At 71.4% G+C, this 11272-nt stretch carries 13 protein-coding genes, 1 pseudogene and 1 riboswitch (1 of these 15 cut by a window edge); of the genes and pseudogenes, 11 read left to right on the top strand and 3 right to left on the bottom strand.

Going from position 1 to position 11272, the window contains the following annotated elements; translation table 11 throughout:
• A protein-coding gene (gene chrA / locus JX613_RS11850; protein WP_207101672.1) for a chromate efflux transporter crosses the window boundary here: on the top strand, positions 1–858 show its 3' portion. Its footprint begins 510 nt before the window's first position; only the last 858 of its 1368 coding nucleotides appear in the window; its start codon lies off the left edge, out of view; its stop codon occupies positions 856–858.
• A gap of 149 nt (positions 859–1007) precedes the next feature.
• Here the strand turns inward: chrA and JX613_RS11845 are convergent, their stop codons facing one another.
• Positions 1008–2111 (bottom strand): zinc-binding dehydrogenase, encoded by a 1104-nt coding sequence (locus tag JX613_RS11845; RefSeq protein WP_237168529.1) that lies wholly within the window; start codon positions 2109–2111, stop codon positions 1008–1010.
• Between the two features lie 39 nt (positions 2112–2150).
• The gene (locus JX613_RS11840) at positions 2151–3614 is read right to left on the bottom strand and encodes an APC family permease (RefSeq protein ID WP_237168528.1); all 1464 of its coding nucleotides are present in this window, start codon (positions 3612–3614) and stop codon (positions 2151–2153) included.
• Positions 3615–3759: 145 nt separating this feature from the next.
• A riboswitch (TPP riboswitch) is annotated at positions 3760–3866 on the top strand.
• 68 nt (positions 3867–3934) lie between these two features.
• On the opposite strand from JX613_RS11840, the gene thiD reads away from it, so the two are divergent.
• From thiD to JX613_RS11795, 10 genes and pseudogenes are all read left to right on the top strand, one after another.
• Positions 3935–4753, top strand: coding sequence for a bifunctional hydroxymethylpyrimidine kinase/phosphomethylpyrimidine kinase (gene thiD, locus JX613_RS11835; RefSeq protein WP_207101671.1), 819 nt, complete (start codon positions 3935–3937; stop codon positions 4751–4753).
• The gene (locus JX613_RS11830) at positions 4750–5697 is read left to right on the top strand and encodes an FAD-dependent oxidoreductase (protein ID WP_207101670.1); all 948 of its coding nucleotides are present in this window, start codon (positions 4750–4752) and stop codon (positions 5695–5697) included. The genes thiD and JX613_RS11830 overlap by 4 nt, the downstream gene beginning before the upstream one ends.
• Positions 5681–5875, top strand: a complete 195-nt coding sequence (thiS, locus tag JX613_RS11825; RefSeq protein ID WP_207101669.1) for a sulfur carrier protein ThiS — start codon at positions 5681–5683, stop codon at positions 5873–5875. The genes JX613_RS11830 and thiS overlap by 17 nt, the downstream gene beginning before the upstream one ends.
• A gap of 3 nt (positions 5876–5878) precedes the next feature.
• Positions 5879–6640 carry a thiazole synthase gene (locus tag JX613_RS11820; RefSeq protein WP_207101668.1) on the top strand — a complete coding sequence of 254 codons (762 nt, stop codon included), beginning with the start codon at positions 5879–5881 and terminating at the stop codon, positions 6638–6640.
• Complete coding sequence (locus JX613_RS11815; protein WP_207101667.1) at positions 6637–7230, top strand: thiamine phosphate synthase; 594 nt, start codon at positions 6637–6639, stop codon at positions 7228–7230. Before JX613_RS11820 ends, JX613_RS11815 begins: the two co-directional genes overlap by 4 nt.
• Entirely contained in the window at positions 7227–8171 is a 945-nt protein-coding gene (locus tag JX613_RS11810; RefSeq protein ID WP_237168527.1) for a HesA/MoeB/ThiF family protein, read from the top strand. The genes JX613_RS11815 and JX613_RS11810 overlap by 4 nt, the downstream gene beginning before the upstream one ends.
• Positions 8168–9094, top strand: a complete 927-nt coding sequence (locus JX613_RS11805) for an ABC transporter substrate-binding protein (RefSeq protein ID WP_207101665.1) — start codon at positions 8168–8170, stop codon at positions 9092–9094. The genes JX613_RS11810 and JX613_RS11805 overlap by 4 nt, the downstream gene beginning before the upstream one ends.
• A 3-nt stretch (positions 9095–9097) precedes the next feature.
• A pseudogene (locus JX613_RS20305) lies at positions 9098–9325 on the top strand (hypothetical protein); the annotation flags it as partial.
• Between the two features lie 56 nt (positions 9326–9381).
• Positions 9382–9693: a thiaminase II/PqqC family protein gene (locus tag JX613_RS20300; RefSeq protein ID WP_336512301.1), complete on the top strand. Its 312-nt coding sequence runs from the start codon at positions 9382–9384 to the stop codon at positions 9691–9693.
• Positions 9690–10439 carry an ABC transporter permease gene (locus JX613_RS11795; RefSeq protein ID WP_336512300.1) on the top strand — a complete coding sequence of 250 codons (750 nt, stop codon included), beginning with the start codon at positions 9690–9692 and terminating at the stop codon, positions 10437–10439. Before JX613_RS20300 ends, JX613_RS11795 begins: the two co-directional genes overlap by 4 nt.
• On the opposite strand, the gene JX613_RS11790 is transcribed toward JX613_RS11795, so the two are convergent.
• A complete protein-coding gene (locus JX613_RS11790; protein WP_207101664.1) occupies positions 10418–11260 on the bottom strand; it encodes a helix-turn-helix domain-containing protein in 843 nt (280 codons plus the stop codon). The genes JX613_RS11795 and JX613_RS11790 overlap by 22 nt on opposite strands.
• Between the last annotated feature and the right edge of the window lie 12 nt (positions 11261–11272).

Raw genomic sequence — 11272 nt, 5'->3', positions numbered from 1 at the left:
GGGCTGATCGGGTTCCTTGGCGCGCGGGCGGGGCTTGCGGGTTTTCTGGGGGGCGGCGGCCATGGCAAGGCGGGCGGCACCCCGGTCGCCGATGCGGGAACCCTGCTGGGCGAGGAGGTGCCCGACCATGCGCAGGTCAGCCGCGCCGGGGCGATCCGCGTCGCCACGCTGTTCGGGGCGCTGTGGCTGGTGCCGGTGGCGGCGCTGTTCGGGGTGGCGGGTCCGGGCAACGTGTTCTCGCAGATCGCGGGGTTCTTCAGCGTCATGGCGGTGGTCACCTTTGGCGGCGCCTATGCGGTGCTGGCCTATGTCGCCCAGCAGGCGGTCGAGACCTATGGCTGGCTTGCCCCGGGCGAAATGCTGGACGGCCTGGGCATGGCCGAGACGACGCCGGGCCCGCTGATCATGGTCACGCAATTCGTGGGCTTCATGGGCGCGTTCCGCGATCCGGGCGCGATGCCGCCGCTGCTGGCGGGCACGCTGGGCGGGCTTCTGACGACCTGGGTGACCTTTGTGCCCTGCTTCCTGTGGATCTTCCTGGGCGCGCCCTTCATCGAGCGGTTGCGCGACAACCCTGCCCTGTCGGCGGCGCTGAGCGCGATCACGGCCGCCGCGGTCGGGGTGATCGGGAACCTGGCGGTCTGGTTCGGGCTGCATGTGCTGTTCGGGCAGGTGCAGGTGCTGCAGGCCTGGGGGCTGTCGCTGGACTGGCCCGTCTGGCGCACGCTGGATCCAGCGGCCTTGGCTCTGGTCGTGGCGGCGATGGTCGCGGTGTTCCGCTTCCGCCTGGGGCCGGTCGCGGTGCTGGCGGGCTGCGCCGGGGCGGGGCTGGCCCTGCGGCTGGCGGGGATCGCCTGAAGGCCGCAGCGCAATTCGTGACCTGCTTTTTCCCCTGAACGCCTCACCTTGCGGTCGCTGCATGATCGGCGACGCCACCCTGCCCCTGCGCGCAAGCGCGGTGCTGCCGCACCTTGCGGCATGGCTGGCGGGCGATCCGCTGACGGCCCTTATGGCGTGATCAGGTATTTTGCCCCGGTGGACTTGCGGACAAAGGCGGCGACGGTCTCCGGGTCCAGCACCCCCTCCAGCGGGATGCGCGCGGTATAATGGCTGGCGAAGGTCGTCGTTCTTTCCTCGACCACCCGCTCGCGCATCCGCGCGACCGTGGCGGGATCAAGGCGTTGCAGGGCGCGGAACAGCAGCCAGCCCCCCACGCTCCAGCTGAAGCCGAAGCCGCGCCGCAGGATCGTCGGGCCGGTGTCCAGCGCGCCATAGATATAGCCCTGCTTCGCCACGCCCGAGCCGTAAAGGCCGTAGCTGGCGGCATCGCGCGCCGCCACCGCCTCCATGGCGTTCAGGACGATGCTGGTCGTCTCGCCCCCGCCGATGGCGTCAAAGGACAGCGTGGCGCCGGTCGCGGCGATGGCCTCGGTCAGCTCGGCCCGGAAACCGGCGGCGCTGCTGTCCACCACATGCGCCGCGCCAAGGCCGCGCAGCAGGGCGACTTGTTCAGGGCTGCGCACGATGTTGACCAGGCCTACGCCGTCGGTCTGGCAGATCCGCACCAGCATCTGCCCCAGGTTGGATGCGGCAGGGGCATGGACGATGGCCTTGTGCCCCTCGGCCCGCATGGTCTCGACAAAGCCGAGGGCGGTCAGCGGGTTGACGAACAGTGCCGCCCCTTCCTCGGCCCCGGCGCCCTCGGGCAGGACCAGGCAATCCCCGGCCCCGATCAGGCGCAGGCGCGCAAACATCGCCCCGCCCAGCATCGCCACCCGCCTGCCGACCATCTGCTGCTGGTCGGGGCCCGCCGCGACCACGGTCCCCGCCCCTTCGTTGCCGATGGGCAGGGACTGGCCGATGCGGGATCGCAGGGCGGGCATGGCCGCATCGGGGATGCGCGCGGTCAGCGCGTCACCATCCCGCGCCAGGGTGGCCATGTCGGCGGGGCCGAACATCAGCCCCAGGTCGGACGGGTTGATGGGCGCGGCCTCAACCCGCACCAGCAGCTGCCCCGGGCCGGGTTCGGGCAGGCTGACGGGTTCCAGGTGCAGGCGCAGCGTGCCGTCCGCCTGCACGGTCGATCTCAGTTCCAGGCTGTCGCGGTCCATGTTTTCTCCGGTGCTGTCTGGCCATCTTTTCCGCCGGGATCAATTCCGCGGCGAATCCCCGTGGTGTTCGCGCATCCGCTCGATGTCGCCCAGGCTGCCCGGATGGGGCCTGTGGCGCAGCGCCCTGTTCCAGATCCAGGTCGCGGCCCACAGCCCGATGCCGATGGCCAGCAGCCAGGCGGCAATGCGGTACTGGTCCATCTGCGCCGCGCTGCGCGCCCAGGGCCCGGCCAGAAAGGCGCAGGTCGCGGCGCCGATCCAGGGCAGAAAGGCGGGCGCGCGGAAATGCTCGTGCCCGACCGGCTGACGCCGCAGCACGATCAGCGAGACGTTGACCACCGTGAACACGCACAACAGCAGCAGCGAGGTGGTGCCCCCCAGCAGGCTGACCGCCGGAAGATCGGACCGCGTGACCACGAACCAGATCAGCCCGAAGGCCAGCGCGGTGGTGAACAGGATCGCCACCCAGGGCGTGCGGCGGGTGTGGTGGACCAGCCCCAACCCGTGCGGCAGCACCCCCTGGCGGGCCAGGCCATAGATCAGGCGGCTGGCCATCAGCATGTTGATCAGCGCCGAATTGGCGACCGCGAACATGCCGATGAAGGGGAAAATCTTGTCGAAGGGCAGGTTCGGCGCGCCCGCGCGCACCACCTGCGTCAGGGCCGATCCCTTGTCGGGGTTCGACAGATCCCCCACCGGCACCAGCGCCACCGCGCAGATCGACACCAGCACATAGATCACCCCCGTGATCGCCAGCCCGGTCAGCATGATGCGCGGGAAGATGCGGACGGGATCCTTGACCTCCTCGGCCATGTTGACCGAATCCTCGAAGCCCACCATGGCAAAGAAGGCCAGCGCGGTCGCGGCGGTGAGCGACAGGAAGGCGCCCTTTTCCTCGGATGACCGGAAGACCATCACCTCGGAAAAATCGGCCCGGCCCTGGGCCATGGCGTAGAAGCCCACGAAGATGATCATCAGAAGGCCGGTCAGTTCCACGCAGGTCAGCACGACGTTCGCCTTGACGCTTTCGCCCACGCCGCGCAGGTTGACGGCCGCGACCAGCGCCATGAAGCCAAGCGCCAGGGCCAGGATGCCGGTGCTGCCCTTGGCCAGGCCCAGGCCGAAGCCGTCGTTCAGGAACCCCGCAAAGGCGTTCGATGCGGTCGAGGCCGAGGTGATCCCCGAACACATCACCGTGAATGCCACCAGGAAGGTCAGGAAGTGGATGCCGAAGGCGCGGTGCGCATAAAGCGCCGCCCCCGCCGCCTGCGGATAGCGCGTGACCAGTTCCAGGTAGGATATGGCGGTGATCGTGGCCACCAGGAAGGCGATCAGGAAGGGCGCCCAGGCGGCACCCCCCACCTCGGCCGCGACGGTGCCGGTCAGGGCATAGACGCCCGTGCCCAGGATGTCGCCGACGATGAACAAGAGCAGCAGCTTCGGACCCATGACGCGGTGCAGTTCGGGCTGGTGCGCCGCCCCGGCAGGATGTGCTTGTGACATGTCGCCCCCCTGAGGTGTCAGCGTCAAGACTGGCCCCCAAGTTGCAATCGGGCAAGAAAAATCACCGAGCGGTGTCGTGGGCGCCACAGCGGCGCGCGCAAAGGCGCTGGACGATCCCGCCCCGCGCCGCTAGGGTCGCGCCCGACACTATCCGTTGGGGCGTCCCGTCGCGGGGCTGAGAGGTGCAATGCGCGCCGACCCATCGAACCTGATCCGGGTCATGCCGGCGGAGGGAACGGATAGGCAGACGCGCCGCCCGTCGCCGCATCCCGTCTGCCGCCGCCGCCCCCCTGTCATGCCCCATGCCGAAGGAGGGGCAGATGACACCAACGGTCTTGACCATCGCGGGGTCGGACAGCGGCGGGGGCGCCGGGATCCAGGCGGACCTGAAGACCGTGTCGGCGCTCGGCTGCTATGGCGCCAGCGTCATCACGGCGGTGACGGCGCAGAACACCCGGGGCGTCGCCGCCGTCCACCTGATGCCGCCGGACCTGATCGGGGCGCAGATCGACGCGGTGCTGGACGACATCGCCGTCCACGCGATCAAGATCGGCATGGCGGGATCCCCCGCCGCCATCGCCGCCGTTGCCGCCGCGCTGCGCGATTGCCCGATCCCCGTGGTGCTGGACCCGGTGATGATCGCCAAGTCTGGCGACGTGCTGATGGGGGACGAGGCCATCCCCGCCCTGCTGCGCGAGTTGCTGCCCCTGGCCCATGTGCTGACGCCGAACCTGCCCGAGGCCGCCCGCCTGCTGGGCGTGCCCCCCGCCGACACCGAATCCGCGGCCCTTGCGCAAGGCCGGGCCCTGCGCGCCCTTGGCCCCGGCCATGTGCTGATGAAGGGCGGCCATGCCGCAGACGCGCAATGCACCGACCTGCTGGTGGGCCCCGACGGCACGGCGCGCTTTTCCTCGCCCCGCATCCGCACGCGCAACACCCATGGCACGGGATGCGCGCTGTCGGCGGCCATCGCGGCGGGGCTGGCGCAGGGGCTTGCGGTGGCCGATGCCGTGGGCCGCGCGCATGACTGGCTGCATGACGCGATCCGGGCCGCCGATGCGTTGCATGTGGGCGGCGGCAACGGCCCGGTGCATCATTTCCACGCCCTCTGGCCGCGCCGGGCCGAGGCTGCGGCATGAGCGTGACGATCCTCGGCGGCGGCGTGATGGGGCTTTGCATCGCCACCGAACTGAACGGGCGCGGCATCCCCGCCGCGATCCTTGGCGAAGCCCCCGGCCCCCGGGCCTGTTCCTGGTGGGCGGGCGGGATGCTCGCGCCCCATTGCGAAGGGGAAAGCGCCGATCCGGCGGTGACGCGCCACGGGCTGACCGCCGCCGACTGGTGGCAGGACCAGGGCGTCCCGGTCGCGCGCAACGGCACGCTGGTCGTCAGCCTGGCGCGCGACGCGGGCGCGCTGTCGCGCTTTGCCCGGCGCAGCGCGGGCCACCGGATGCTGGACGCCCCCGGCATTGCCGCGCTGGAGCCCGACCTAGCAGGCCGCTTCGCCCGCGCCCTGTTCTTCGCGGACGAGGCGCATCTGGCCCCCCGCCAGGCCCTGTCGATCCTGTCCGGATGCCTGGCCCGCACCGAAACCCCCACGGGCACCGTCATCGACTGCCGGGGCCTTTCGGCCCGCGACGCCCTGCGCGACCTGCGCGGCGTCCGGGGCGAGATGGCCGTGATCCGCTGCCCCGAGATCCGCCTCGCCCGCCCCGTCCGCCTGCTGCATCCCCGGATGCCGCTTTACGTCGTGCCGCGCGGCGACGGCGTCTTCATGCTGGGCGCCACGATGGTTGAAAGCGACCGGCGCGGCCCCCCCACCGCGCGCGCCGTGCTGGAACTGCTGTCGGCGGCCTTCGCCCTGCACCCCGCACTCGCCGAAGCCGAGGTGCTGGAACTGGGCGCCGACGCCCGCCCGGCATTCCCCGACAACCTGCCGCGCATCCGCCGCGTGGGGGGCGTCATCCACGCCAACGGCCTTTACCGCCACGGCTTCCTGCTGGCCCCCGCCGTCGCGCGCATGGTGGCCGACCACCTTCAACACCAGACTAGACCGGAGTTCATGGATGCGGATCACCCTTAACGGCACCCCGCGCGATACCGCCGCCGCCACGCTGGCCGAAGCCCTGGCCGAGGCCCGCCTGACCGGCCGCATCGCCACCGCGCTGAACGGCCGCTTCGTGCCCGCCGCGCTGCGCGAGACGACGCCCCTTGGCGACGGCGACGCCATCGAGGCGCTGGCCCCCATGCAGGGGGGCTGAACGATGCCGGTCTTCTATGGCACCGAGATCGACAGCCCGCTGATGCTGGGCACGGCGGGCTATCCCTCGCCCAGGATCCTTGCCGATGCCTTCGCCCGGTCGGGCGCGGGCATCGCCACCGTGTCCCTGCGCAGGGAAGCGGGCGGCGGGCAGGACTTCTGGGCGCTGGTCCGATCCCTTGGCGTGGCCCTTTTGCCCAACACCGCAGGCTGCCACGGCGCGCGCGAGGCCGTCACCACCGCGCAGATGGCGCGAGAGGTCTTCGGCACCGACTGGATCAAGCTGGAAGTGATCGGCCACGCCGACACGCTGCAACCCGATGTCTTCGGCCTGGTCGAGGCCGCGCGCATCCTGGCCGGCGACGGCTTCAAGGTCTTTCCCTATTGCACCGAGGATCTGGTGGTCTGCGAACGCCTGCTGGACGCGGGCTGCCAGGTGCTGATGCCCTGGGGCGCGCCTATCGGGTCGGGATTGGGGCTGAACAACCCGCACGGGTTGCGGGCGCTGCGGGCGGCCTTTCCCGACGTGGCCCTGGTCGTGGATGCGGGCATCGGCCTGCCCAGCCACGCGGCGGCGGCGATGGAGATGGGCTTTGACGCGGTCCTGATGAACAGCGCCGTGGCCCGCGCGGGCGATCCCGCCGCGATGGCGGGCGCGATGGCCGACGCCATCCGCGCCGGGCGCGCCGCATACCTGGCCGACCCGATGGAGCGGACCGACATGGCCATCCCCTCGACCCCCGTGATCGGGCGGGCCTTCCTGTGAGGCTGCCGCGTTTCTATCCGATCCTCGACAGCGCCGACTGGATTGCCCGCGCCCTGCCCTTGGGCGTGCGGCTGGTGCAGTTGCGCATCAAGGACCGGCCCGACGACGCCCTGCGGGTTGAAATCGCCCGCGCCCGCGACCTTTGCCGCCAGTTTGGGGCGACCCTTGTGGTGAACGATCACTGGCGGCTGGCGATCGACCTGGGCTGCGGCTTCGTGCATCTGGGGCAAGAGGATCTGGACCATGCCGACCTGCCCGCGATCCGCGCGGCGGGGCTGCGGCTTGGAATCTCGACCCATGACAAGGCGGAACTGGACCGGGCGCTGGCCTGCGCGCCCGATTACGTCGCGCTCGGCCCGGTCTGGCCGACGATCCTGAAGCCGATGAAATGGCGTGAGCAAGGCGTCGCAAGGCTGGCCGCCTGGAAGGCGCGCGTCGGGAACATCCCCCTCTGTGCCATCGGCGGGCTGACGCCGGACCGGGCGCGGCAGGCCCTTGCGGCGGGCGCGGACATGGCGGCGGCCGTGACCGACATCACCCTGAACCCCGACCCTGCGGCGCGCATTCGCGAATGGCTGGACATCACATGAGATATGCGCGCCAGACCGTCCTGCCCCAGATCGGCGAGGCGGGCCAGGCCCGACTTGCGGCGTCCCATGTGCTGGTGATCGGCGCGGGCGCCCTGGGGGTTCCCGTGCTGCAATACCTGACCGGCGCGGGGGTGGGCCGCATCACCCTGGCCGATCCCGACCGGGTCGAAGCCTCGAACCTGCACCGCCAGCCGATCTATGGCCGCCATCTGGGCGAACCCAAGGCCCTGGCCGCCGCCCTGGAGATGGGGGCGCTGAACCCCGACACCACCGTCACCCCGCTGGTCACGCGGCTGGACCCGGCCAATGCGCCCGAACTGGTGGCGGGGGCGGACCTGGTGCTGGACTGCGCCGACAGCTTTGCCGCGACCTATGCGCTGTCGGACGCCTGCCTTGCCGGGGGCCGCCCTCTGGTCGCAGCCTCGGTCCTGGGCAGCGAAGGCTTCGCGGGCGGCTTCTGCGGCGGCGCGCCGTCCTTTCGGGCGGTGTTCCCGGACCTGCCCGCGCAGGCGGGCACCTGTGCCACAGCGGGCGTGATGGGACCGATGGCGGGCCTGATCGGGGCCTTGCAGGCGCAGATGGCGATGGCGGTGCTGCTGGGGCTGCGGCCCCCGCCCCTGGGCCAGATGATCCGCTTCGACGGGCTGCGCCCGGCCAGCTTCCGCTTTAACGGCGCGCCTGAACCCGCGACCGGCCACCGCTTCATCGCCCCCAGCCAGATGCGCCCGGGCGACCTTGCGGTCGAGTTGCGCGGCCCGGACGAGGCCCCCATCCCCTTCGTGCCCCACGCCCTGCGCCAGCCGGACCGCCTGCGCCCGGCCGAAGGCCAGCGCGTCGTCCTGGCCTGCCGCTCGGGCCTGCGAGCCTGGGCCGCCGCCGACCGCCTGCGCCGCGACTGGCCGGGCGAGATTGCCCTGATCGCCCTTGGAGATCCCCCATGAAGCCCCTTGCCCTGGCCCTTGCGCTATCCGCCACCCCCGCCGCCGCGCAGGATCTGTCCCTGATGCTGGACTGGTTCGTGAACCCCGACCACGCGCCGATCATCGTCGCGCAGGAGATGGGCTTCTTTGCCGATGCCGGGCTGACGGTCGCGATCACCGCCCCCGCCGACCCCTCGGACCCGCCGCGAATGCTGGCCTCGGGGCAGGTGGATCTGGCCGTGGGATATCAGCCGCAACTGCATCTTCAGGTCCATGAAGGCCTGCCGCTGACCCGCATCGCCACCCTGGTCGCCACGCCGCTGAACTGCGTGACGGTCCTGGCCGACGGCCCGGTGCAATCCATCGCGGACCTGAAGGGCCGCACCGTCGGCTATTCGGTGCCGGGGATGGAAACCGCGCTGATGGGCGCGATGCTGGACCGGGCGGGCCTGTCGCTGGACGACGTGGACCTGGTCAACGTGGGCTGGTCGCTGTCGCCCGCGCTGATGACGGGCCAGGTCGATGCCACCCTTGGCGGCTTTCGCAACTTCGAGCTGACGCAGATGCGCCTGGAAGGCGCCGAGGGCCGCTGCCTGTTCGTCGAGGAACAGGGCATCCCCGCCTATGACGAACTGATCCTGCTGGCCAATCCCCGGACCATGGACTCTGATGCCACCGCCCGCTTCGTCGCCGCCATGGAACACGGCGCGCATTACATCCTCAACCACCCGGACGAGGCATGGGAACTGTTCCGCGACACCTACCCCGACCTGGACGACGAACTGAACCGCCAGGCCTGGACCGCGACCCTGCCGCGCTTCTCGCAAAGCCCGGGCGCGGTGGACCACGCCCGCTATGCGCGCTTTGAAACCTTTCTGCGCGATGCCGGGCTGACCGACAAGGTGCTGCCGGTCAGCGCCCTGGCGACGGATCCCGGCGCATGAGCCATGGCACCTGCTTTCCCTTGTGGCGGGCGGGCGCGCCGGATAGGGACGCCTATGTCCGCGTGCCGTTCCTGCGCGCGCTGGCCGATGGCAGCCTGCCGCGCCTGGTCGCTGGCCGTCGCCAAGGCCGCATCCCTGGCCGAGATGCGCGCCTGCTCGGCCACCGTCCACGCGCTGCTGGAAACGGAAACGCGGCTGCATGTGGAACTCTGCGCCCGGGCCGGGATCACCGGGGCGGACCTGACAGCCACCGTCGAGCCCCCGCAGAACCCGGCCCATACCCGCATGTGCTGGAGGCGGGATACAGCGGCGACTTCCTGGACCTGCTGGCGGCGCTGGCCCCCTGCGTCCTGGGCTATGGAGAGATCGGCGCGCGCCTGCTGTCCGAACCCCACGATCCGGCCTATGCCGAATGGATCGAAACCTATGGCGGGGCCGATTACCAGGCGCTGTGCCGCGACACCGCCGCCCTGATCGACGGCGCAGTGGCGGACAGGCTGGGGCCGCAGGCCCATGCCCTGCCCCGCTGGCAACAGTTGCAGGACCGCTTTCTCACCGCGACGCGCCTGGAGGCCGCCTTCTGGACGCTGGCCGGGTGATCCGCCTTGCCGTGATCTTCGTGCTGCTGTGGCAGGGTGCCGTCACGGCCTTGCAGATCCCGCGCTTTCTGCTGCCCGGGCCGCTGGCGGTCGCGCGGGCCGTGATCGACGGGCGGGCGGCGCTGGCCCGCGCGGCCCTGGTCACCGGGGCCGAGATCGGCGCGGGCTTTGCCATCGGCGCGTCCCTGGGCGTCCTGATGGCGCTGGCCATGGGCCTGCTGGCGCCGCTGCGCCGCGCGCTGATGCCGCTGATCACGCTCAGCCAGACGGTGCCGGTCTTTGCCTTCGCGCCGCTGCTGACGCTGTGGTTGGGCTATGGCGTCGCGCCCAAGATCGCCGTCGTGGCGCTGACGGTGTTCTTTCCGGTCGCCTCGGCCTTCGGGGACGGGTTGTCGCGCACGCCCCGGGTGTTTCGCGACCTGGCCGACAGCCTGGGCGCCACGCCCGTGCAGGCCATGCGGATCGTCCGCATCCCCGCCGCCCTGCCCGGCCTTGCCAGCGGGCTGAGGATCGCCGCCGTCCATGCCCCGGCGGCGGCCATCGCGGGCGAATGGGTGGGCGGATCGCGCGGCCTGGGCGCACTGATGATCCAGTCGGTCGGGCGCATGAAGATCGACGCGATGTTCGCGGCACTGGCCGCGACCGTCCTGGTAGCGGTCGCCTTCAAGGCCGCCGTGTCGCGGCTGGCCCTACGGCTGGACCGTCACGCCGCCGGTTCCCCCGCTCAGGCAAAGCGCAGCCGATAGGCCGAGGGCGTCTCGCCCGTCGCGACCCGAAACCGGCGTGAGAAGTACGGGGGGTCGTCGAAGCCGAGCCTGTGGCCGATCTCGGCGACGGGCAGGCGGGTGAAGGCCAGCAGGCGGCGGGCCTCGGTCATCAGGACGGTCTCGATGTGGCGGGTGGCGCCCTGGCCGGTGGCCATCCGGCAGATGCGGCTCAGATGCCCCGGCGTGATCGCCAGGGCCGAGGCATAGTCGGCCGCCCCCCAGCCGTCGCCCATGTGCTGCACGATCAGCCGCTCGAACGCCTCCATCCGGCGGCGCGGCAGGGGCGCGACCCTTTGCCCGCGCCGCGCCGCGATTTCCGCGACCGAGATCAGCAGGGCCTGCGACAGGCTGACCAGAAGGCTCGCGCGCAACGGGCCGGTGTCGCGGAAGGCGTGGTGGATCTGGCGCGCCAGCTCGGCGATGCGCCCCCCGGCCGGGTGGCGCAGCGGCCGCGACAACAGCCGCGCCAGATCGGCCGGGGCCGCCCCCGACAGGATGGCCAGCGGAAAGGACAAGACCAGCCCCTCGGCGCCCTGGGCGAAGGTGAAGCCGTGCACGGATTTCGCCGGAAGAAACAGGAACTCCCCGTCCGCCAGCGCCTCGTCCTGCCCGTCGATGCGCACCGCGGCGCAGCCCCGGTCCATGACAAAGACCTGCGCCATGTCGGTGTGGCGGTGGGGCGCGATGACCCAGGCGTGCCGGCCCGCGCGGTCGCGGATCGGCTCGCAATGCACCACGTCGGGAAAGGCGCCGGTTTCGCCGAACAGGCTGAACATGGGGATCTGCGAGGCGGTCGTCATGCCCGGAAAGTA

The organism is Paracoccus shandongensis, assembly GCF_017315735.1.
In the GTDB taxonomy this organism is placed as follows: Bacteria; Pseudomonadota; Alphaproteobacteria; order Rhodobacterales; family Rhodobacteraceae; genus Paracoccus; species Paracoccus shandongensis.
Note: the sequence above shows the minus strand (reverse complement) of the source record. Positions and strands in the feature narration are given on the sequence as shown.

Coding starts and splice junctions, on each gene's coding strand:
- JX613_RS11845 (WP_237168529.1), bottom strand. CDS start 2,111: ATGGACCGCGACAGCCTGGAACTGAGATCGACCGTGCAGGCGGACGGC.
- JX613_RS11840 (WP_237168528.1), bottom strand. CDS start 3,614: ATGTCACAAGCACATCCTGCCGGGGCGGCGCACCAGCCCGAACTGCAC.
- thiD (WP_207101671.1), top strand. CDS start 3,935: ATGACACCAACGGTCTTGACCATCGCGGGGTCGGACAGCGGCGGGGGC.
- JX613_RS11830 (WP_207101670.1), top strand. CDS start 4,750: ATGAGCGTGACGATCCTCGGCGGCGGCGTGATGGGGCTTTGCATCGCC.
- thiS (WP_207101669.1), top strand. CDS start 5,681: ATGCGGATCACCCTTAACGGCACCCCGCGCGATACCGCCGCCGCCACG.
- JX613_RS11820 (WP_207101668.1), top strand. CDS start 5,879: ATGCCGGTCTTCTATGGCACCGAGATCGACAGCCCGCTGATGCTGGGC.
- JX613_RS11810 (WP_237168527.1), top strand. CDS start 7,227: ATGAGATATGCGCGCCAGACCGTCCTGCCCCAGATCGGCGAGGCGGGC.
- JX613_RS11805 (WP_207101665.1), top strand. CDS start 8,168: ATGAAGCCCCTTGCCCTGGCCCTTGCGCTATCCGCCACCCCCGCCGCC.
- JX613_RS11790 (WP_207101664.1), bottom strand. CDS start 11,260: ATGACGACCGCCTCGCAGATCCCCATGTTCAGCCTGTTCGGCGAAACC.